Annotated in this window: 16 protein-coding genes and 1 pseudogene; 7 read left to right on the top strand and 10 right to left on the bottom strand. The window is 59.6% G+C overall.

Features of this window, described 5'->3' with window-relative positions; translation table 11 throughout:
- Positions 1-141 precede the first annotated feature (141 nt).
- Positions 142-2,040 (top strand): AsmA-like C-terminal region-containing protein, encoded by a 1,899-nt coding sequence (locus KQ933_RS01635; protein ID WP_216757080.1) that lies wholly within the window; start codon positions 142-144, stop codon positions 2,038-2,040.
- Between the two features lie 18 nt (positions 2,041-2,058).
- Here KQ933_RS01635 and KQ933_RS01630 read toward each other — a convergent pair whose 3' ends face one another.
- From KQ933_RS01630 to KQ933_RS01610, 5 genes are all read right to left on the bottom strand, one after another.
- Positions 2,059-2,877 (bottom strand): ABC transporter permease, encoded by an 819-nt coding sequence (locus KQ933_RS01630; protein ID WP_216757079.1) that lies wholly within the window; start codon positions 2,875-2,877, stop codon positions 2,059-2,061.
- Positions 2,878-2,880: 3 nt separating this feature from the next.
- On the bottom strand, positions 2,881-3,792 hold the full coding sequence (locus KQ933_RS01625; protein ID WP_216757078.1) for an ABC transporter permease subunit: 912 nt from the start codon (positions 3,790-3,792) through the stop codon (positions 2,881-2,883).
- A gap of 4 nt (positions 3,793-3,796) precedes the next feature.
- Positions 3,797-4,939 carry an ABC transporter ATP-binding protein gene (locus tag KQ933_RS01620; RefSeq protein WP_216757077.1) on the bottom strand — a complete coding sequence of 381 codons (1,143 nt, stop codon included), beginning with the start codon at positions 4,937-4,939 and terminating at the stop codon, positions 3,797-3,799.
- Positions 4,940-5,027: 88 nt separating this feature from the next.
- A complete protein-coding gene (locus KQ933_RS01615; RefSeq protein ID WP_216757076.1) occupies positions 5,028-6,125 on the bottom strand; it encodes a polyamine ABC transporter substrate-binding protein in 1,098 nt (365 codons plus the stop codon).
- A 127-nt stretch (positions 6,126-6,252) separates the two neighbouring features.
- Positions 6,253-7,647, bottom strand: a complete 1,395-nt coding sequence (locus KQ933_RS01610; RefSeq protein ID WP_216757075.1) for a short-chain fatty acyl-CoA regulator family protein — start codon at positions 7,645-7,647, stop codon at positions 6,253-6,255.
- 181 nt (positions 7,648-7,828) lie between these two features.
- On the opposite strand from KQ933_RS01610, the gene aceA reads away from it, so the two are divergent.
- The 3 genes from aceA to KQ933_RS01595 all read left to right on the top strand — a co-directional run bounded on the left by aceA (position 7,829) and on the right by KQ933_RS01595 (position 10,575).
- Positions 7,829-9,118, top strand: a complete 1,290-nt coding sequence (gene aceA / locus KQ933_RS01605; protein ID WP_216757074.1) for an isocitrate lyase — start codon at positions 7,829-7,831, stop codon at positions 9,116-9,118.
- A 13-nt stretch (positions 9,119-9,131) separates the two neighbouring features.
- Positions 9,132-9,368, top strand: coding sequence for a hypothetical protein (locus tag KQ933_RS01600; RefSeq protein WP_216757073.1), 237 nt, complete (start codon positions 9,132-9,134; stop codon positions 9,366-9,368).
- Positions 9,369-9,474: 106 nt separating this feature from the next.
- Positions 9,475-10,575, top strand: coding sequence for a helix-turn-helix transcriptional regulator (locus tag KQ933_RS01595; protein WP_216757072.1), 1,101 nt, complete (start codon positions 9,475-9,477; stop codon positions 10,573-10,575).
- Positions 10,576-10,586: 11 nt separating this feature from the next.
- On the opposite strand, the gene KQ933_RS01590 is transcribed toward KQ933_RS01595, so the two are convergent.
- A complete protein-coding gene (locus KQ933_RS01590; protein ID WP_216757071.1) occupies positions 10,587-11,456 on the bottom strand; it encodes a LysR family transcriptional regulator in 870 nt (289 codons plus the stop codon).
- Positions 11,457-11,470: 14 nt separating this feature from the next.
- Between KQ933_RS01590 and KQ933_RS01585 the strand changes: the two genes are divergently transcribed.
- Positions 11,471-11,788, top strand: coding sequence for a hypothetical protein (locus KQ933_RS01585; protein WP_253958263.1), 318 nt, complete (start codon positions 11,471-11,473; stop codon positions 11,786-11,788).
- Here KQ933_RS01585 and KQ933_RS01580 read toward each other — a convergent pair.
- From KQ933_RS01580 to KQ933_RS01565, 4 genes and pseudogenes are all read right to left on the bottom strand, one after another.
- Complete coding sequence (locus KQ933_RS01580; RefSeq protein WP_216757070.1) at positions 11,761-13,602, bottom strand: methyl-accepting chemotaxis protein; 1,842 nt, start codon at positions 13,600-13,602, stop codon at positions 11,761-11,763. The two genes, KQ933_RS01585 and KQ933_RS01580, sit on opposite strands and share 28 nt — an antisense overlap.
- A gap of 257 nt (positions 13,603-13,859) precedes the next feature.
- Entirely contained in the window at positions 13,860-16,388 is a 2,529-nt protein-coding gene (locus KQ933_RS01575) for a HAMP domain-containing methyl-accepting chemotaxis protein (protein WP_216757069.1), read from the bottom strand.
- Between the two features lie 307 nt (positions 16,389-16,695).
- Positions 16,696-16,839 carry a hypothetical protein gene (locus KQ933_RS01570; protein ID WP_183728701.1) on the bottom strand — a complete coding sequence of 48 codons (144 nt, stop codon included), beginning with the start codon at positions 16,837-16,839 and terminating at the stop codon, positions 16,696-16,698.
- Positions 16,840-17,005: 166 nt separating this feature from the next.
- Positions 17,006-18,228, bottom strand: a pseudogene (locus tag KQ933_RS01565) (NAD(P)/FAD-dependent oxidoreductase).
- A gap of 89 nt (positions 18,229-18,317) precedes the next feature.
- On the opposite strand from KQ933_RS01565, the gene KQ933_RS01560 reads away from it, so the two are divergent.
- Together KQ933_RS01560 and KQ933_RS01555 are read left to right on the top strand one after the other, a co-directional pair.
- Positions 18,318-19,754: a glutamine synthetase family protein gene (locus KQ933_RS01560; protein ID WP_216757067.1), complete on the top strand. Its 1,437-nt coding sequence runs from the start codon at positions 18,318-18,320 to the stop codon at positions 19,752-19,754.
- Positions 19,755-19,763: 9 nt separating this feature from the next.
- Positions 19,764-21,059, top strand: a complete 1,296-nt coding sequence (locus KQ933_RS01555; protein ID WP_216757066.1) for an FAD-binding oxidoreductase — start codon at positions 19,764-19,766, stop codon at positions 21,057-21,059.
- Positions 21,060-21,166: the final 107 nt, after the last annotated feature.

Raw genomic sequence — 21,166 nt, 5'->3', positions numbered from 1 at the left:
GAACTTATAGCATGCTGCATTGCATTATAAAGTGTGCAGCGACGCGATCCACCGCGCGTGGGATTTGCATATGCCCGGTATTTCATATATCCGGCAAAATCAGAAAATAACGGGTAACCGGCTGAAGTTCCGGCGGAGCTCATGGGTACGTCAAGACAAGGCAGATGGCGAAAAAGGATCGGCCCCGTCTCGCGCTGGCTGCCGGCATTTGCCCGTATCTCCACTATCGTGCTGCTGATCGGGCTTGCCTTCTTCCTCTCGCTCAGGCTCGCCGCCCCCTATCTCATCTCAACCGGCTTCGTGCGCTCCGGCATGGAGGATGCCCTGTCGAAGTGGACAGGCTATCACGCCGAGATCAAGGGTAATCCGGTCCTCGAATTCTGGCCGACACCGCGTATCACGCTCAACGACGTCACCATTCGCCAGCCGCGCGGAAGCGGCGACAAACTGCTCGGCCGCATCGAGAGCCTTTCAGCCGATTTCAGCCTGATCGATGCGCTGCGCGGCCGCACTCGCTTCCACGAATTTCACCTGCTGCGGCCCAGCCTCTCGCTGACGCGCGATGAGAACGGCCTGATCGACTGGAGCTATGCCGGCCTTCTGGCGCGGGCCATCGCAGGTGTGCAGGACAGCAACGGCACCGAGATTCTTGCTCCGAAGTTCGACGCCGATATCGGCGCCGTGACGGTCGAAGACGGCACGCTGACCCTGACCGATACACGGACGGGCAATATCTACCACTTCGACAGCGTCGCAGCCGATATCACCTGGCCGAAGCTGTCGAGACCAATTTCGGCTGTCCTCATCGCCCGTTTCAACGGTGAGGACCTGAAGGTCGATTTTGCCTCGGCCGCACCACTGCTCGTCTTCGCCGGCAGGAATGCCGAGATGAAGGCCTCGATCGCTTCCAATCTGATGACCGCGCGTTTCCAGGGTGTCGGCAGCATGGTGAGCCTTTCCTCGGTCTCAGGCAATATCAACGCCAGCTTTCCGGATGTGCCGGCCCTTCTGAAATGGTCCGGCAGATCGATCCCGGGGATCGAGTCGCTGAAGAGTGCCTCGATGACCTCGGATGTGTCGTCGGTATCAAACGGCTTCCGCTTCAACAACGTCAGCATGACGCTGAACGATGCGAGCGCCACCGGTGTGATGGATTTCACCGTCGCACCCGGCAAGCGGCCGAAGATCGGCGGGACGCTTGCCTTCGACCAGATGAACCTCAAGCCGTTCCTCGATGCCTTTGCGCTCAGGCTTGCCGCCGGCGGCCTGGGCGACATGCTGCTACCGAGCCCTCTCGGACCGCTGCAACTTCTCGATCTCGATGTGCGGCTTTCCGCGCGACAGGCGCAGATGGGTATCTTCTCGCTTGCGGATGTCGGCGCCAGCGTGATCGTCGCCGGCGAGGAAGCGAAGTTCGATATCGGCGACAGCCAGTTCGAGGGCGGCGAAATGACTGCCCATCTGGAGGCGACCCGCCGCGATTTCGATGGTGGCGGCAAATTGCAGCTTTCGATCCGTGATGCGGATTTCAATGCACTTGCCGAAAAGCTGCAGCTCAAGGGGCCGCTGCCGCATGCGAGCGGCTCACTCGATCTTTCGCTGGAAACGCCGAAAGCGATCTGGACGACGGGACTTGCCGATGTGACCGGCAAGCTCAGATTCTGGACGACAGCCGGCTCCCTTCCCGGCGTCGATATCTACGCACTTCGCACGCAGGCAGCGCAGAAGCCGTTCTTCCCGCTAAGTGCCGCCGCAAACGGATCCTTCGCCTTCAGCAAGCTCGATCTTCAAGCCGATTTTGCCAATGGTACTGCGGAAATCCACGATGCGCGATTTGCCGGCTCCGACCAGACACTGACGCTGTCAGGCGTCATCACCTATCAGTCGAACGGACTTGCGCTCTCCGGCTCGCTGGAAGCGACCGATCCGGCAAGAGCGGTCGATCTGCCGCTCCTGCCCTTCTTCATCGGCGGTTCATGGCCGAACCCGGTCATTTCGCCGGTGCCGCTGCTCGACGCGCCGACGAAAATCCAGCCTTAAAACCTTTCCCGCTCAGTTCTATGCAGTCGCGGCCGCAGCCCTCTCATCGCGCTCGCGCTGCACTTCGCGGCGCTTGGTGACGACAGATGCGCAGATGACGCCTATCGCCACGATTGCAATCAGGATGGTGCAGACCGCGTTGATTTCGGGCGTGACGCCGAGACGCACCTGGCTGTAGATCTTCATCGGCAGCGTGGTTGCGCCCGGTCCCGATGTGAAGCTCGCGATCACAAGGTCATCGAGCGATAAGGTGAAGGCAAGGACCCAGCCGGAAAAGACGGCCGGCGAGATGATCGGCAGCGTCACCTCGAAGAAGGTCCTGACCGGTGGGGCACCGAGATCCTGAGCAGCTTCCTCGATCGACTGGTCGAAGCTCAGAAGCCGTGACTGCACGACGACGGCAACGAAGCACATGGTCAGCGTCGTGTGCGCCAGCGTGATGGTCCAGAAGCCGCGGTCAAGGCCGATTGCCACAAAGAGGAGCAACAGCGACAGGCCGGTGATGACTTCGGGCATGACAAGCGGCGCATAGACCATTCCCGAGAAAAGCATGCGGCCCCGGAAGCGCGTGTAGCGCACCAGCGTCAGCGCCGCCATCGTACCGAGGACGGTCGCGAACGTGGCCGAAAGCAGACCGACGCGGATCGTCACCCATGCGGCATCGAGCAAAGCCTGGTTCGAGAGCAGCGAAACATACCATTTGGCGGAGAAGCCACCCCAGACGGTGACGAGCTTCGACTCATTGAACGAGAAGACGACAAGAAGCACGATCGGCAAGTAGAGGAAGGCAAAGCCGAGCACCACGGAGATGATATTGAAGCGGGTCCACCTCAGCATGACTTATCTCCCCCGCTCTTCGGCTTTGGCCTGCGCGTTCTGGAAGAAGACTATCGGGATCACCAGGATCAGCAACAGGATCGTTGCTACGGCCGAAGAGACCGGCCAGTCGCGGTTGGAATTGAATTCGCTCCAGAGTGTCTTACCGATCATCAGCGTCTGCGAGCCGCCGAGAAGATCGGGGATGACGAACTCACCGACAGCCGGGATGAAGACCAGCATGCAGCCGGCAATCACACCGGGGATCGACAGTGGGAAAGTGACGCGCCAGAAGGCCCGGATCGGCGTGCAGCCGAGGTCCTGCGCCGCCTCGATCAGCGTGCCATCCATCTTTTCGAGAGCCGAATAGAGCGGCAGCACCATGAAGGGCAGATAGGAATAGACGATGCCGATATAGACGGCCGTATTGGTGTTGAGGATGATCAGCGGGCTGTCGATGATGTGTAGCGACAGGAGAAGCTGATTGAGCAATCCCTCCGGCTTCAGGATTGCGATCCAGGAATAGACGCGGATCAGGAAGCTTGTCCAGAAGGGCAGGATGACGAGCATCAGCAGCGTCGGTCTGATAGTACGCGGCGCCTGCGCCATGCCGTAGGCGATCGGATAGGCGATCAACAGCATCAGGAAAGTGGAAATCCCAGCAATGATGACGCTCGACAGATAGGCGTTGAAATAAAGCGGATCGTCCGTCAGATAGCCGTAATTGTCGAAGGAGAAGGTCGCCACCTTGCTCCAGAAACCGCTCCAGCCATCGGCAAGTGAAAACACCGGCTCGTAAGGCGGTATGGCGATCGCCGTCGTCGACAGCGAAATCCGAAAGACGATGAAGAACGGCGCCAGGAAAAAGAGCAGCAGCCACGCATAGGGAATGATGATGACAAGACGGCTGTAGAAGCGTGAGGCAAATGTTTCCATCGGCTCAATCCTTCAGCAGCACGCCGGCATCCTCGTCGAAAGAGACCCAGACTTCCTGATCATAGGTGAAGGGGTCGTCGACGGAACGCTGTGCGTTAAGAGAGGAAGCTCTGACGAATTTGCCGCTCGGCAGCTTGATATGGAAGACGGTCATGTCGCCGAGATAGCCGATATCCCAGATCTCGCCCTTGGCAGCATTGAACGAGGCATTGGCTGGTGCTGCGCGCGTGACGCGGATCTTTTCCGGGCGAATGGCAAAGCCGACCGTGTCGCCGACAGCAAGCGCCTCGGTGGTGGCGATGCGGATCGAGAAGCCGCTTTCGACTGATATCTCAAGTGCGCCGCTTCCTGTGCTTGTCGCCTTGCCGTCGAAGATGTTCACGTCGCCGATGAAATCGGCCACGAAGCGTGAATTCGGCGCCTCATAGATCTCGGCAGGCGTTGCCACCTGCACCACCTTGCCATGGCTCATGACGGCGATACGATCGGCCATGGTCATCGCCTCTTCCTGGTCGTGCGTGACGACGACAAAGGTGAGGCCAAGGTTCTGCTGCAGGTCCATCAGTTCGAACTGGGTTTCCTCGCGCAGTTTCTTGTCGAGCGCACCGAGCGGTTCGTCGAGCAGCAGCACTTTCGGGCGCTTGGCGAGCGAGCGTGCGAGCGCCACGCGCTGGCGCTGACCGCCCGAAAGCTGGTTCGGCTTGCGGGAGGCGAATTGCTCGAGTTTCACGAGTTTCAGCATCTGCGACACGCGCTCGGCGATCTCGTCCTTCTGCATGCCGTCCTGCCTCAGGCCGAAGGCAATGTTCTTCTCGACCGTCATATGCGGGAAAAGAGCGTAGGACTGGAACATCATGTTGACAGGCCGCTTGTAGGGCGGCGTACCGGCGAGGTTGGTGCCGTCGAGAACGATCTCGCCCGCCGTCGGCTGTTCGAATCCGGCGAGCATGCGCAACAGCGTGGACTTGCCGCAGCCGGACGCGCCGAGCAGTGCGAAGAATTCGCGATGATAGATATTCAACGACAGATCGTTGACGGCGGTAAAATCACCGAAGCGCTTGGTGACATTCTTGAAAGCGATAAAGGGTTTTGCAGACGGATCGGTCCAAGGCGCAAAAGCGCGGCGGATATTGCCGAGAGACTTCATATTATTCCCCGAATACAGGTTTCAGCCGGCCTCCACCCGGGCCGGGAATTGAAAGGCCCGGACGTTTCCGTCCGGGCCTGGTATCGACTTACTGGCCAGTGACGACCTTGGTCCAGATTCGCGTCGCCGTGCGCTGGGTCTTCGGATCCCACGGCCGCACCGTGAAAAGACCCTTCATCACCTCATCCGTCGGATAGATGGCCGGATCCTCCAGCACGTCCTTGCTGACGAATTGCTGCGAGGCCTTGTTGCCGTTGGCATAGAATGTGAAATCGCTCGCCTTGGCGATGACTTCCGGCTTCATCATGTAATTCAGGAATTCATGTGCTTCGGCCACATGCTTGGAATCGGCAGGGATCGCCATCATGTCAAACCACATCTGCGCACCCTGTATCGGGATCGAATAGTTCACCTCGACGCCGTTTTTGGCTTCGGATGCACGATCGCGGGCCTGAAGCATGTCGCCGGAATAACCAAAGGCGATGCAAATATCGCCATTGGCAAGGGCGTTGATATATTCGGACGAGTGAAACTTGCGGATATAGGGACGAACGGCCGTCAGAAGATCCTCAACCTTCTTGAAATCCTCCGGCTTGGTGGAGTTCGGGTCGAGGCCGAGATAACGCAGCGCCGTCGTCATTACATCCTTCGGCGTGTCGAGCACGTAGATGCCGCAGTCCTTGAACTTTTCGGCCACCTTCGGATCGAAGATCACTTCGAGGCCGGGCTTGACATCGGGACCGAGGATTTCGGCGACCTTCTTGACGTTGTAGCCGATACCGTCGGTACCCCACATGTAGTCGACAGCATATTCATTGCCCGGATCATATTCGCCGGTGCGCTGCTGAATCACGTCCCACATATTGGAAAGGTTCGGCAGCTTGGACTTGTCGAGCTTCTGGAAGACGCCGGCTTGGATCTGGCGCTGCAGGAAGTCGGCGGTCGGAACGACGACGTCATAACCGGTGCCACCGGCAAGCAGCTTGGTTTCTACGGTTTCGTTGGAATCGAACGTGTCGTACACAACCTTGATGCCGGTTTCCTTGGTGAAGTCCTCAAGGATCGAGTTGTCGATATAATCGGACCAGTTGTAGACGTTGACGACGCGCTCCTGGGCGAAAGCCGGCGCGGCGGCAAGGAGAGCAACAACGGCAACCGCCGTCAGATTGGCTATTCTTGACCTCATGATATCTCCTGTTTTTTAAAGGCATCGCGCGCCCGCACGCCTCTTCTTCCCTCTGGTTACGTCGCAGATTAAGAAGGATTTTCAGCGCCTACAAGCGCAAAATCCTGCAGTGTCAATGATTTCACAATCACTGAAAATCGAAGGCTCCAAGGCCGGCAGAAGTCTCGTCCAGAGCGAGCGGACGGGTGAGCGGCGGCTCGGCGCGCGAAAGGCAACCACGCCTCTCGCAGAGGCGGCAGGCGGGGCCGACCATGATCGGCGAAGCATCGCTTCGGCCGTAGACCAGGCTGTCGCGCAGCGCGGCATCGCAGCCGAGCAGCAATGCCGTGCGCCGCACCCGTTCGCCGAATTCCACAACTGGCCCTTCAAGCGTGCGCGCCACCGTCAGAAAGGTTGAACCGTCAGGCATGGCGACCGTCTCGGCCAATACCCTGCCCGGCTCCAGAAAGGCCGCGTGAATATTGAGCTTCGGACAGTTGCCGCCGAAGCGCGCCTGCGGAAAACCCTGCGCTCCAGCCCTGCGGATGACATGGCCTGCCGCATCGATCTCCACGAGGAAAAATGGAATGCCGCCGGCACCGGCACGCTGCAGCATGACGAGGCGCGCCGCAGCCTGCGCGAAGGACACGCTGAAACGGGCGCGGATCAGATCGATATCATAGCGGGTGTTTTGCGCCGCCAGAAGAAAGGCGCCATAGGGCATCGTCAAGGCCAGAGCGGCATTGCGCGTCAGCTCGAAACGGGCAATGCGCCGCGCCTCGTCGGATGACAGCGGCAGATCCTCGAGTTCGGCTTCGATCTGCTGGCGCAGAGCGAGCCTTGCCACCTCGATCGCGATTTCCTGCGCCTGATCGGTCGCCGAAAGCCGTTCGGAGAGGAAAAGACGCATCGAGTGGCGATCGAAACGACGACGCAGATCCGGCATGACATGGACGGGCAGGACGCGGACACTGATGCCGCGCTCGCTTTTCAGCCAATCCTTCAGACTGGCTCCCGCGACAAGTCCGTTGGTGAAGCTTTCCGCCGCCGCCTCGATATCCGCGAAATATGCGGAGCGGCGCTCCAGCACCTCCCTAACCTCGTCCAGAGGCAAGCGGCCGGGAGCGACAGTTGCAACCCCCTCCCCGACCATCAGGGCCGTCAGATCGGAAAGCCGGGCGGCCTGTTCGCGATAGGCGCGATAGAGCTTGATCATCCCGCTTGCCGCATTTGGCGCGGCATCGGCCACTTCGACAAGCTCCTGATCGCCCGGCAGTTCACCTGACAGCAACGGATCGGCAAACACCTCCTTCAACTGGCCAAGGCCACCGGCGGTTTCGCCCTGCAACTCCTCCAGGTCAATACGGTAAACGGCTGAGAGCTTCAGCAGCAACTGTACTGTCAACGGGCGCTGGTTGCGTTCGATGAGGTTCAGGTAGGAGGGGGAAATTTCCAACGCCTCGGCCATGGCGGTCTGCGTCAGCGCCAGCGCATTGCGGATGCGCCTGACTTTCGGCCCCGCGAATATCTTCCGTTCCACCATGTCACATCCTTTACACCATGCGATTTACAAGCCTTTACAAAATTACAGACATAGCCTGTAAATTCTCCTCATCCTAACCTCTTTCTTCGCCTTAAATCAAAGGTTTTCCTGGATAAATCGTCCGATCTTGTAAATCCTGTCATCAGCGCTCAAGCGTTGGGAAAGCAATGAGGAGATTGACATGACAGATTTTTACAAACTCATCCGCAATGCACCGTCTAACCGTTTCGACGGCATCGAGCGGCCCTATTCCGCTGATGATGTCAAACGGCTGCGCGGCTCGGTGACGCTACGCCACACACTGGCAGAGATGGGAGCTCAGCGCCTCTGGCAGCTTCTGCATGAGGAGAATTTCGTCAACGCGCTCGGCGCGCTCTCGGGCAACCAGGCCATGCAGATGGTGCGCGCCGGGCTGAAGGCAATCTATCTCTCCGGCTGGCAGGTCGCTGCCGACGCCAACACGGCGTCATCAATGTATCCGGACCAATCGCTCTATCCGGCCAATGCCGGGCCGGAGCTTGCAAAGCGCATCAACCGCACGCTGCAGCGCGCTGATCAGATCGAGACGGCTGAAGGCAACGGGCTTTCGGTCGCGACCTGGTTCGCGCCCATCGTCGCCGATGCCGAGGCCGGCTTCGGCGGTCCGCTCAACGCTTTCGAGATCATGAAGGCCTATATCGAAGCGGGGGCAGCCGGCGTTCACTTCGAGGATCAACTGGCGTCCGAGAAGAAATGCGGCCATCTCGGCGGCAAGGTTCTGATCCCGACCGCAGCCCATATCCGCAACCTCGATGCCGCACGGCTTGCGGCCGATGTCATGGGCGTTGCAACACTCGTGATTGCCCGCACGGATGCCGAGGCGGCGAAGCTCCTGACATCCGATATCGACGAACGTGACCAGCCTTTCGTCGACTATGATGCCGGGCGGACGGTCGAGGGCTTCTATCAGGTACGCAATGGGCTGGAGCCCTGTATCGCACGCGCCGTTGCCTACGCGCCGCATTGCGACCTCATCTGGTGCGAAACGTCGAAGCCGGATCTGGAGCAGGCGCGCCGCTTTGCCGAAGGCGTACACAAGGTGCATCCCGGCAAGCTGCTCGCCTATAATTGCTCGCCGTCCTTCAACTGGAAGAAAAACCTCGACGATGCGACCATCGCCAAGTTCCAGCGCGAACTCGGTGCCATGGGCTACAAGTTTCAGTTCATCACGCTCGCCGGTTTCCACCAGCTGAATTACGGCATGTATGAACTGGCCAGCGGCTATCGCGAGCGGCAGATGGAAGCCTATTGCGAGCTGCAGCAGGCGGAATTCTCCGCCGAGGCGCGCGGCTATACCGCAACCAAGCATCAGCGTGAAGTCGGCACGGGCTATTTCGACGCCGTGTCGCTGGCAATCACCGGCGGCCGGGCTTCGACCACGGCCATGGGGGAATCGACCGAACATGCGCAGTTCAAACCGGCTGCCGAATAGAGGAGGAAACGCTATGGCATCCCTTGCACGCGTCCGTGAACGGACGGAAGAACAGGCAAGCAGCATGACGGACAATCAACAGACGGTGATCCGCATGCTCGCCAACGACCTGCACAGGCTGAACCAGTCGGTGATGACGGCGGTCGAAGCCGGTGTTTCGGTCGAGCTGGTGCGCTCTGCCCGGCATCACGGTGGTGACGGAAACTGGGGCGATCTGCTGATACCCGTGATCGTCGCCAACAGGAATTGACACCGTAGGTCCGGCGGCACAAGCCGCCGGACCTACGCTATTTGACGCAATTGTCACCACAGCGGAGTCGCGGCATAATCGAGCATCTCTTCGAACGGAACTGCATATGCCCGGTTCGCCGCACGCAAAACTCGAAGTTCTGACCGATCTGATCTACGGCGCGCTTTTTGGCGAGACGTCGTGGCAAGCCTTTCTCGATGCGCTGGCAGCGACGATGCCGGACGCCAAATCCACGCTGTTTTTCCACGATGCCGTCGCGAAAACAGGCGGGCTCTCGCTGTCCTCAGGTCTCGAAAACGCGGAAATAGAGGCCTATAGCCGCTATTACGCGGCCATCAATCCATGGATGCCGCGCGCCACCACCCGGCCGATCGGCCTTGGCGTGATCGCTGATCAGATGCTGCCGCGCGAGCAGCTTTTGAAGACGGAATTCTACAACGATTACATCAGATGGATAGGCTGCGAAAGCAGTGTCGGCGTGACGATCATGCGGGAACGCGGACGCTCCTTCAATCTTTCGACGCTGACCTCGTCCGCAGATCCGGATTTCAACCGCAGCAATGCCGAGTTGCTCAGCGAGCTCGCACCGCATCTGCGCCGAGCCTTCGATTTCATCCGCCGCGAGCACAGCGACCCCCATGACAATGAAAACGGATTGGCACTCTTCGATGCGATCGGCGTTGGTATCGTCTATATCGGCGAGGATCAGAATATCCGCTCGATGAACAGCGCGGCGGAGCGGATGATCGCCGAGGGCGAGGCGATCGGTGCGACCTCGACCGGGCGGATCATGATCAATGACGGAGAACTCGCCTCCCGCCTGTCTGCTCTGCTGCACAACCGCTTGCAGGCAGCTTCGCCGGCGAGCACGCTGATTGGGATGAAGAACACCAGCTTCAAATGCACGCTGGTGAAAATGCAGTCGGATTTCATCACCGAATTTCTCGAGGGACCGACGGTGGCGATGATCATCGAGCGGGCGAGCCTGCCGTTGCGCCCCGATCTCAATGATGCCCTGCTGCGTATCGACCAGCTAACGGCGGCGGAAATGCGGATCGCCGCCGGCATCGCGGCGGGACTGTCGCTGCGCGAAGTCGCGCGGACGAACGATGTGAGCTACGAGACGGCGCGCTCGCATCTCAAGAACATCTATTCGAAGCTCGGAGTGAACAGCCAGGTGGGGCTCGTGCGGCGGCTGATGCCGTAGAGCATTTCCGACTATCCGCGAGTGGCGCGCTTGCCGGCGAAGAGGTCGGTGTAGCTTTTCAAGAGTTTCGTCATGCGGTCGGCAACTGTGCGGATTTCGGGGCGATGGCGATCCTCCGCATTCATCACGATCCATTGGCGGTGACGCAGCTCCGGCAGTTCGCCACCGCACCGTTCCAGTTCGGGATCGAGGTCACCGACGAAGCAAGGCAGCACCGCCTTGCCCGCACCCGTGCGCACCAGATCCGGCAGAGAGCGCGGGCGATTGACCGTCGCGACGATCGCGGCTCGAGCATGCTGATATGGCCAGCGCAGGTAGGCGGAGATCGCATCCTCTTCGCCGACGGCGATCCATCTGATGTCGTCCTGGCTGGCATTGCGGCGGATATAGACGGCATAGGCGACTTCACCCAGTTGACGGGCGGCAAGATTGCTTTCCTCCGGCTCGAAAGCGCGGATGCCGATGTCGCTTTCCCGGTAATTCAGGTTTGCCCGCGCTTCGCCGATAACAAGGGAAATGGCAAACGTGTCCGCCGGCATGCGGATTGCCGAAAAATTCTCCGTCAACAGCCAGGAGATCCATGTGCCGGCCGTGATCCTGACGGTGCCCCCACCCTCGGACGATTGCCGCCATGCGTCGACCTTGCGGGCGGCAGCCTCCATTTCCTGCAGATGATCGACGAGGATCTGGCCATCTGATGTCAGGCGGTAGCCTGTCTGGCTGCGGTGAAAGAGCGTGCGGCCGAGTTCCTGCTCCAGATCAAGCATGCGCCGGCCGATCGTAGCCGGGCTCAAAGCAGTGGTAGCGCTGGCGCCCGTCAGGCCGCCAGTGCGGGCGACCTGCAGAAAAAGTTGATAGGAATCCCAATTACTGTTTTTCATGAGTGAAAAACATAATGGGATTTCGCCTGTTTAAGAAGCGTTTTTTGATGTGTAGATCAATTGATGTCCACAAACGAAAGGACATCACGATGATCGAAAGTTTCCTGATCGCCGACATTGCTGGCCGGATGCAGCGGGCAAGATTGCTGCAGCGAACGAGACGCGACCAGATTAAAGACGAAGACGCGTTTTACAATACGGTCGCAAGCAGCCCCTTGGTGCGATTTGCCGCCTGGCTAACAGAGCCGAGAAATCGAGGCGCCGGGCACACGAAAGTGCAGCCCGGCAGAAATGAATGCAAATATCAAGCCGCCTGTCTCACGCGGCCATGACTGGCAGCGCCTTCGGCGAGGCGGAACTGCTCGATGAGCGCCATCAGCATATCTGCCTCTTCCGCCAGCTGGCGGCTTGCCTGCGTGGCTTCCGCAACCATGGAGGCGTTCTTCTGGGTCATCTGGTCCATGGCGTTGACGGAGCTGTTGACATCCTGGAGGGCGGCCGATTGGTCACGGCTTGCCGTGGCGATGGTTTCGACATGACCGCTGATCGCGATGATCTCATGGCTGATCGAGGCGAGCACGCTGCCCGTCTTCTGTACAAGCTCCGAACCGGCATTGACCTCGCGCGTCGACTGGTCGATCAGCGCCTTGATTTCCTTGGCGGCGGTTGCGGAGCGCTGGGCAAGCTCACGCACTTCCTGGGCGACGACCGCAAAGCCCTTACCGGCCTCACCGGCACGTGCTGCCTCGACGCCGGCATTCAGCGCCAGCAGGTTGGTCTGAAAGGCGATATCGTCGATGACGACGATGATCTGTTCGATGCGCTGCGAGGCGTTCTCGATGCGGCCCATCGCAGCGACCGCATCATTGACGACAGTACCGGAACTGTCCGCCGTCCGCTTGGTTGCGGCGACGACATTGTTTGCCTCGTGCGCGCGCTCAGCCGAGGAGCGGACGGTGACGGTGATCTCTTCGACGGCGGCTGCCGTTTCCTCAAGGCTCGCGGCCTGGGATTCAGTGCGCTTGGAAAGCTCGTCAGCCGAAGCCGAAACCGAACCGCTGTTGCGTTGAATAGAAGCAGCGCTCGCCCGAATGCGCGTGAGCGTATCCTGGAGGCGCAGCAGCGAGGTGTTGAAGTCCATGCGGAGTTGTTCGAGCCGGCCGACGAAAGGCGTTTCGATGGTCTGCGAGACATCGCCCTGCGACAGGCGTCCGAGACCGGCGGCAAGCTGATTGACGGCAAAATCGATCTGGCCGTCCAGCGTGCGCTTCTCCGCATCGTTGCGGCTGCGCTCGGCATCGTTCAGGGCGCGCTGTTCGGCGGCCTGTGTTTCCAGTTCCTGGCGTGCTACCGCGCTGTCGCGGAAGAGAGCGAGGGCACGGCCGATGTCGCCGAATTCGTTCTTCTTTTCGACGCAGGGAACGGCGCTTACGAGATCGCCCGACGAAATGGCACGCACGCTTGATGTCAGCGCCTGCATCGGCCTGACGGAACGACGGATCGCATAGAAAGCGAGCACGCCGACGAGCAGCATCACCACGGCGCCGACACTGAGAACCAGCGTCTGCAGTTCGTTCATACGCTGGTAATAGACTTCCATGGGTATGCCGATGAAGAGGATGCCGATTGTGGCGCCCGAGGGATTCTTGACCGGGAAATAACCCGTCATGAACTTGCGGCTGAACAGGTCCGCCGGACCGTAATAGGCATTACCCTGTGCGAGCACAGGCTGGGCGGGATGATCCGCGGCAAGCTTGGTGCCGACGGCACGGTCGCCATTTTCCTTCTTCACATTGGTGGAGACGCGGACGTAATCGCCTCCCTGCTTTTCAAAGATGGTGGCGACGCCGGCGATCGATTGCGCCGTGCGATCAACAAGCGAATAGTCGCCAAAGGCCGGTATCTTGTCTTCGGTGACGCCGGACAGAACGTTGTCCTTCAGATCGATGCGGGCGTCAGCATCGCTTGCGCCATAGAGAACCGCCATCGAGCGGCTTGCATCCTTCGCGTCGGATACCGCGCTGTCCATGACATAGCTGCCGAGATTGTAATAGGTCACGCCGACAATCGCTGCGGTGCTGACCGCAAGCAGAAGCAGCGTGATAGCAACGATCTGCCGCACAATGGATGTCGAAAAGAAACGCATCTGGAACCTCTGGCGAACACAACCTCTATGACGTTCATAAGACTGCGTTAGGGAAAATTTTCTCTTAACACAGGGTTCACGCTGCCTCTTTTCTTGTCTTTTTTCAAATCTAGTATGACTTCATGCGTGCATCATCCGTCATCAAGGCGGAAAAATTTCAATCCGTCTCCTTTTTCACAACCTCAGCATGTTTTAATCGGCAAATAAAAACGGCCCCGAAAAATGGGGCCATTTGCATTGCGGATGGAAGGCTGGAATCAGGCTGCGCGGTAGATGTGCATGTCGCTGCCGCCGTCGATCTTAAACTGCTGCACGAGATGCAGCAGCGCGTCAGCCTCGTTTGCCAGCTCGCGGCTTGCGGCAGTGGTCTCTTCTACCATCGCAGCATTCTGCTGGGTCATCTGGTCCATCTGGTTGACGGTGGAATTGACCCCCTGCAGCGCGCTCGACTGGTCGTGGCTGGCGCGGGCGATCATTTCGACGTGCTGGCTGATCGTGACGATCTGAGCGCTGATCTTGGCGAGAACCGTTCCGGTTTCCTGTACGAACTGCGAACCGGAATTGACCTCGTTCGTCGATTTGTTGATGAGGCCCTTGATCTCCTGCGCGGCAGCGGCCGAGCGCTGGGCAAGCTCGCGGACCTCCATGGCGACGACGGCAAAACCCTTGCCGGCTTCACCAGCACGGGCGGCTTCGATGCCGGCATTGAGCGCCAGGAGGTTGGTCTGGAAGGCGATCTCGTCGATGACGCCGATGATCTGCTCGATCTGGCGCGACGCATCCTCGATGCGGCCCATGGCGTCGATCGCATTGTTGACGACGACAGCCGAGTCATCGGCACTGCGCTTGGCCTGACGAACGATCTGGTCGGCATCCTTGGCGCGCTCGGCAGACGAGCGGACGGTGACGGTGATCTGGTCGACGGCGGCGGCGGTTTCTTCCAGCGACGCAGCCTGCTGCTCAGTGCGCTTGGAGAGATCCTCGGCGGACTGGGCCATCTGGTTGCCGTTGCCCTGGATCATCTGGACGTTGTCGCGGATCTGGCTCATCGTGGCCTGCAGACGCATCATCGAGCCGTTGAAATCCTGACGGAGCTGTTCGAGGCGACCGATGAAGGGCGTATCGATCGTCGTCGAGATATCGCCCTGAGACATGCGCTCGAGCCCGGCGGCAAGCTGGTTGACGGCATATTCGATCTGCCTGTCCATCTCGCGTTTTTCAGCATCGTTGCGCTGGCGTTCATGCTCGGCGGCTTGTCGCTCTTCGTCACTCTGCTCCTCGATACGGATCTTGGAGATGGCATTTTCCTTGAAGATGCCGAGCGCGCGGGCAATGTCGCCGATTTCATCGGAACGCTTCTCGCCGGAGATGTTGGTGTCGAGCGCACCTTCCGCGATGCGGCGCATGGCTGCGGTGATCTGGGCGATCGGCCGCTGCAGCGTCAGCACCAGAGCGATGCCGCCGACGATGGACACCAGGATGCCGAGCGCAGTCGTGCCGACGGAGATGCTGTTGGCCTGGTCGCGCTCCGTGCCGGCGGTCTGCTTCTGCACTTCCGCAAAGCTCGTCAATTGGCGCCAGACGCCGTCAAGCTGCTGTCGCGCGGCGACATAATCGCTCGTGCGCTGATTGATCACATCGACGAGGGATTGTGCGCCCTTATCCATCGAAGCGAGAGCAGGCGTAATCGCGTCGACGATGTCACCAGCGAAATTCATACCCTTGGCACTTGCCTGAAGGGTGTTCAGCATGGTGTTGAGCGTGGCGATTTCCTGGTTCAGGCGAACGCGATTTTCCTTGTTCGGCTTGGCATTGAAATCGGCAAGCACGAGCTGTAGCGAATAGATGGAGCTTTCAAGCCGCCGCGTATCCTCCAGCACCGAGTTGGTCTGAGCGATACGGCTGTCGAGCTCCACGAAGGTCGTCGTTGCCTCACGCATCATCTGCGTGGCGGTGAGCTGGGTGTAAGTCGACATCTGGCGGAAGCGGGAGACGAGACGGCCGAGATTGGCAACGCCGTCATCCGTGCCGGCATCGGGTGCTGCCGCCTGAGCCTTCAGATCGCTCACGGTCTGTGCCATCGACTGGGTCATGCTCTTCTGGTTCTGCGGCACGGAGATTTCGATCATGCGCTGCGCCTTGACGATCGCGGGAAGCGCATCGGTCACGACCTTCAGCTTGTCAGCCGGAGCCTGCGCCTTGCTGAAATCGTTCATGGCGTTTGCCAGTGTATCGCCACCCTTCAGCAGACGGTCGGCTGCGCGCAGGGTCGCCGTCGCGTTGCCTTCGTCGGTGCGGACGTTCTCTTCCAACTGCTTGGCGTCGTAGCTGACGTTGAAGCGGTTGGTGATCATCACTTTCTGGGCGTCGTCGATCTGCTTGCGGAGGGCCACTTCCTGCTCGTGCAGGGTCCATAGCTTGCCGACCGTATCCGAAATGCCGTTCGTGCCCTCGATGGCAGCCTGCAGGTTGTCATGACCGGCATTGTCGCCGATCTGCGCCATGGTGGCGTTCAGCGTCTGCCCCTGGGTCTTGATATCGGCGTAGAGCTTATCGCGCGCCTGCTCGTTGGTCGTCTGCAGGAAGTCGTCCATCGACGCGTAGAGATCCTTGAACCCGCTCAGCGACTGGAGAACGCTGTTGGAAATCTCCATTCGGCCCTGCAGCAGACCGGAGGCATAAAGACCGGTCAGACCAACGGCGGAAATGGTGATGACGAATGGCAGGACAAAAATCAGAACCTTGGTCTGGATCTTGAAACGAGAAAGAATCTTGTCAATGAACATAGCGCGCCGTGCCTTTCATACACCACTCCTCCCGCCGGCAGCCTTCTGGCGCCAGCCGGGTGCATATCGAGCTGATTTACTGACAGTTGGGGAAACCCTGGAGCGGGCGGCAATCATTGCCAGTTCATTTCCGGCAAGACCGGAAACACCCAAATATTAGTCTACAATGTGTCGGATTAGATGTTAATTTTCGGATAAACGGTGAGACTCGATTAGCCAATGCCGCGCAATAGTTGCAAATTGCGCGCTGCCGGAACGCGACAGATCAGCCGCGAGACCGAAAACTTCCATTTCAACTGCTGAAAGATCAGATGAAGTGGGAAAGAAGAACAGCAATGCTGGCGGCGGTCGCGCCGGCGGCGAGCATCAGATAGCGCAGAGTTACGAGCTTTGCATCAGGCTTTGCCTGGGCGATTGCGATGGCGCGGGCGCGTCGAGTGTTTCTGTTCATTGCGAAACCTCACTTCTGTCTAACTACAACAATCCAACAAAACAGCTTGCCGGTAAAGCTTAATTTAGGAACGGCTTTGCCAACCTGCCATTGAGACAGGATGGCGCAGCCAACCTTAAGAAGTCTTGAATCGCCCCAAAGGTTTCGCGTCTATCAATATTAGCGTTTACAATGTCTCGCCGGCCGCAAAACCGGATGCCCAGGCCCACTGGAAATTATAGCCGCCGAGCCAGCCGGTTACATCCACGCATTCGCCGATGAAATAAAGACCGGGAACGGCCTTCGCCTGCATGCTGCGAGAATCGAGCGCCGTCGTGTCGATGCCGCCGAGCGTGACTTCCGCCGTGCGGTAGCCTTCGGAACCGGAGGGCCTGACGGACCAGTTCTGCGCCGCGCCGGCAAGCCTGGTCAGCAGCTTGTCGGAGAGGTCGGCCATATTGCCGCCGATCGCTTCGCGTTCGACAATATACTGCGCCAGGCGCTTCGGCAGGATTTCGCCGAGTGCTGTCTGCGCCGACTGGCGTCCGTTCGCCTGCTTGGCCCTCTTCAGATGGGCGGCGATATCGACATCCGGTTCGATATCGATCGTGATGGCATCGCCTTCGCGCCAGTAAGAGGAAATCTGCAGGATGGCGGGGCCGCTGAGACCGCGGTGGGTGAAGAGCAGGGCTTCGCGGAAGGCAGTCTTTCCGTGGCGGATCTCGGCTGGCGCGGAAATGCCTGACAGCGGCGCAATGCTTTCAAGCAGGATCGGGTCGAGCGTCACGGGCACGAGACCGGGGCGCGTTTCGGTGAGAGCAAGACCGAACTGCTCGGCAATGCGATAAGCAAAGCCCGTCGCCCCCATCTTGGGAATGGATTTTCCACCGGTTGCGATGACGAGCGAGGAAGCTTCGAAGAGGCCTTCCGATGTGGAGACACGGAAGCCGCTTTCGGTCTTCTCCACGCCCGAGATTTCGATGCCGAGATGCCAGGCGGCACCCGCCGCGCGCATCTCGTCGAGAAGCATGAAGATGATGTCCTTGGCGCTGTTGTCGCAGAAGAGCTGCCCGAGCGTCTTTTCATGCCAGGCGATCCCATGACGGTCGACCATGGCAATGAAATCCGCTGGCGTGAAACGGGCAAGCGCCGACTTGCAGAAATGCGGATTGGCGGAGAGGAAGTTCTTCGGGCCGGCATTGATATTGGTGAAGTTGCAGCGGCCGCCGCCGGAGATACGGATCTTCTCACCCGGTGCGCGCGCATGGTCGAGCACGGTGACCGAACGGCCGCGCTGGCCGGCGCGAATGGCGCACATCATGCCGGCGGCACCCGCACCGATGACGATCACATCGCTCTTGCGCTGCAAAATCTATTTTCCCCCGCTGAAGTCGCGTCTTCTTTTTCCATCAAAGGGCTGATGTCAACGCCTTCCACCCCCTCGCCAATTGCCAAACTCCGGTTATGATGGCGTTACGATCAACACAAACCGGTGTGTCATGTCCCCAAAAAAGACGACGCTGAAGCCTGCCAGAAACGTACCCGCCTCAAAGAAATCCCCTCCCGATCCCGGATCTCTGCGCGGTGTTGCGAATTGGAAGGAAGCGGCGCAGTGGCTGAGGGCACGCGGGATCGAAGACATTGAATGCATCACGCCGGACCTTGCCGGCGTGCCGCGCGGCAAGATGATGCCGTCCTCCAAGTTTACCTCCAACACGTCGCTCGCACTGCCTTCGGCGATCTACCGCCACACGATATCAGGCGAATATCCAGAGGAGACCGAAAGCTTCCGCTACGAGCCGCGCGACAGCGACCTGAAGCTCGTGCCCGACCTTTCCACCCTGTCCGTCGTGCCTTGGGAAACCGACCCGACTGCGCAGGTCATCTGCGACATCGTCAATTCCGACGGACAGGAAGTTCCCTATACACCGCGCAACGTATTGAAGCGCATTCTCAGCCTCTATGCCGAGCGCGGCTGGAAGCCGATCGTAGCGCCGGAAATCGAATTCTACCTGGTCGCCACGAATGACGACCCGGACTATCCGCTGCACCCACCCAAGGGACGTTCGGGTCGTTCGATCCTCGGCGGCCAAGGTTATTCGATCGCCGGCATCAACGAGTTCGATGAACTAATCGACGACATCTACCACTTCTCGGAAAAGCAGGGTCTCGAGATCGATACGCTGATCCACGAGGAAGGACCGGCGCAGCTCGAAATCAACCTCCGTCACGGCAATCCGATCGAACTTGCCGACCAGGTGTTTCTCTTCAAGCGCACGATCCGCGAGGCGGCGCTGAAGCACGACATCTACGCCACCTTCATGGCCAAGCCGATGCAGGGCCAGCCGGGTTCGGCGATGCATATCCACCAGTCCGTGGTGGACATCAACACCGGCAAGAACGTCTTTTCAAACAATGACGGTTCTGCCTCAAAGGAATTCTTCCATTTCATCGGTGGCATGCAGAAATACGTGCCGAGCGCGCTTGCCATGCTGGCGCCCTATGTGAATTCCTACCGCCGCCTGCAGCCGGACATGTCGTGCCCGGTCAACAATGCCTGGGGTTACGACAACCGCACGACGGCCTTCCGCGTGCCGGTTTCCGATCCGCAGGCCCGGCGCGTGGAAAACCGCCTGCCGAGTTCGGATGCCAATCCCTATCTCGCTCTTGCCGCCTCGCTGGCCTCAGGCCTACTCGGCATCCAGAAAGAGATCGAGCCGACGGCGCCGACCGAGGATTCGGCCAATGAAGGCTCTATCGATTTGCCGCGCGGCCTTCTGGAAGCCGTGGCGCTGCTTGAAGACGAGCCGGCATTCGCGGAAGTCTTCGGCAAGGAGTTCATCGGGCTTTATGCCGGCGTGAAGCGGGGCGAGTTCGAAACCTTCATGCAGGTGATCAGCCCCTGGGAGCGGGAATTCCTCCTTCTGAACGTATAAGGGACCGCCATGACGAAAGAGACATGGCAGAGCCCCATCGCACCCGGCGTATCCTGGTATCAGGCAACAGTTGACGAGCGCCCGGATTATCCGGCGCTCGACGGCTCGAGGCAATGTGACGTCGCCATCGTCGGCGGCGGCTATACCGGCCTTCAGGCGGCCTATAATCTCGCCAGAGCGGGGGTCTCGGTAACGCTCATCGAGGCCGTCAGGCTTGGCGACGGCGCCTCGGGGCGCAATGGCGGCCAGCTCGGCACCGGCCAGCGCTGGTGGCCGGAGGAGATCGAGGAGAAGTTCGGTTATGAGCGCTCCAAGGCACTCTTCGATCTTGCAGAAGATGCCAAGCGACATCTTCTAGATTTTGCGGCCGAGCATCAGATCGACATCGACTATATGCCCGGCCAGCTCAACGTCTCCCACAAGGAAAGCCACAAGCGGGCCTATTACGAGAATGCGGAAATCGCAGCCTTTCGCTACGACTACCCGCACCTGCGTTTCATGGACCGTGACGAGACGCAGGAACGCCTCGGCTCGAAACGATTCTACTGCGGCGTTCGCGACGTCGGCACCGGCCATATCCATCCGCTGAAGCTGCTGGTCGGCCTTGGCAGGGTGGCGGCCAATGCCGGTGCAGACATCTTCGAAATGACGAAGGCGAAATCGATCAGCCAGGGCAGCAGCAAGGTCATGATCGAGACCGGACGAGGCACGATCACCGCCAACCGGGCGCTGATTGCCTGCAACGGATATATCGGCAATCTGGAACCGGTCACAGCAAGCCATGTGATGCCGATTCGCTCCTTCATTGGTGCGACCGTGCCGCTTGAGCGGTTTCCCGATGTGCTGCCGGGCGGCGAGGCGGTGGCGGATTCGCGGTTCGTCGTGCGCTATTTCCGCAAGTCGAAGGACGGGCGGCTGCTCTTCGGCGGGCGTGAGGCCTATACTTCGGACAATCCGCGGGACATTTCACAGCATATCCGCCGGCAGATCGCCGAGATCTATCCCGCCTTGAAGGATATCGAAATCACCCATGCCTGGGGTGGGTCGGTCGGCATCACCATGCCGCGCCAGCCGTTCGTGCGCGAGGTGATGCCTGGTGTCACATCGATCGGCGGTTATTCCGGCCACGGCGTCATGCTGTCAAATTACTGTGGCAAGCTCTACGCAGAAATGGTGCTGGGCAAATCGGCCGATCTCGATCTCTTCAAGGCGCTCGATATCCCTGCCTTTCCGGGCGGCGTGCGCATGCGGGCGCCGCTGCTTTTCCTTGCCTTGTCGTGGTTCGCCCTTCGCGACAAGTTTTAGTTCGATTGCGGATTTCCTCTCCAGGCAATTCGCTTTAAAACCGACGACTGACAGATTCATTGCACCGCACACTGGCTTTTTTAAATCGATTAGATTAAAACGGCCGC

Source organism: Rhizobium sp. WYJ-E13 (assembly GCF_018987265.1).
Lineage (GTDB): Bacteria > Pseudomonadota > Alphaproteobacteria > Rhizobiales > Rhizobiaceae > Rhizobium.
Note: the sequence above shows the minus strand (reverse complement) of the source record. Positions and strands in the feature narration are given on the sequence as shown.

Bases quoted from the DNA above. Each gene is read 5' to 3' on its own strand.
- KQ933_RS01595 (WP_216757072.1), top strand. From the start codon at position 9,475: ATGCCCGGTTCGCCGCACGCAAAACTCGAAGTTCTGACCGATCTGATC.
- KQ933_RS01620 (WP_216757077.1), bottom strand. From the start codon at position 4,939: ATGAAGTCTCTCGGCAATATCCGCCGCGCTTTTGCGCCTTGGACCGAT.
- KQ933_RS01635 (WP_216757080.1), top strand. From the start codon at position 142: ATGGGTACGTCAAGACAAGGCAGATGGCGAAAAAGGATCGGCCCCGTC.
- KQ933_RS01615 (WP_216757076.1), bottom strand. From the start codon at position 6,125: ATGAGGTCAAGAATAGCCAATCTGACGGCGGTTGCCGTTGTTGCTCTC.
- KQ933_RS01585 (WP_253958263.1), top strand. From the start codon at position 11,471: ATGGGATTTCGCCTGTTTAAGAAGCGTTTTTTGATGTGTAGATCAATT.
- KQ933_RS01560 (WP_216757067.1), top strand. From the start codon at position 18,318: ATGTCCCCAAAAAAGACGACGCTGAAGCCTGCCAGAAACGTACCCGCC.
- KQ933_RS01630 (WP_216757079.1), bottom strand. From the start codon at position 2,877: ATGCTGAGGTGGACCCGCTTCAATATCATCTCCGTGGTGCTCGGCTTT.
- KQ933_RS01580 (WP_216757070.1), bottom strand. From the start codon at position 13,602: ATGCGTTTCTTTTCGACATCCATTGTGCGGCAGATCGTTGCTATCACG.
- KQ933_RS01600 (WP_216757073.1), top strand. From the start codon at position 9,132: ATGGCATCCCTTGCACGCGTCCGTGAACGGACGGAAGAACAGGCAAGC.
- KQ933_RS01555 (WP_216757066.1), top strand. From the start codon at position 19,764: ATGACGAAAGAGACATGGCAGAGCCCCATCGCACCCGGCGTATCCTGG.
- KQ933_RS01625 (WP_216757078.1), bottom strand. From the start codon at position 3,792: ATGGAAACATTTGCCTCACGCTTCTACAGCCGTCTTGTCATCATCATT.
- KQ933_RS01590 (WP_216757071.1), bottom strand. From the start codon at position 11,456: ATGAAAAACAGTAATTGGGATTCCTATCAACTTTTTCTGCAGGTCGCC.
- KQ933_RS01570 (WP_183728701.1), bottom strand. From the start codon at position 16,839: ATGAACAGAAACACTCGACGCGCCCGCGCCATCGCAATCGCCCAGGCA.
- KQ933_RS01575 (WP_216757069.1), bottom strand. From the start codon at position 16,388: ATGTTCATTGACAAGATTCTTTCTCGTTTCAAGATCCAGACCAAGGTT.
- aceA (WP_216757074.1), top strand. From the start codon at position 7,829: ATGACAGATTTTTACAAACTCATCCGCAATGCACCGTCTAACCGTTTC.
- KQ933_RS01610 (WP_216757075.1), bottom strand. From the start codon at position 7,647: ATGGTGGAACGGAAGATATTCGCGGGGCCGAAAGTCAGGCGCATCCGC.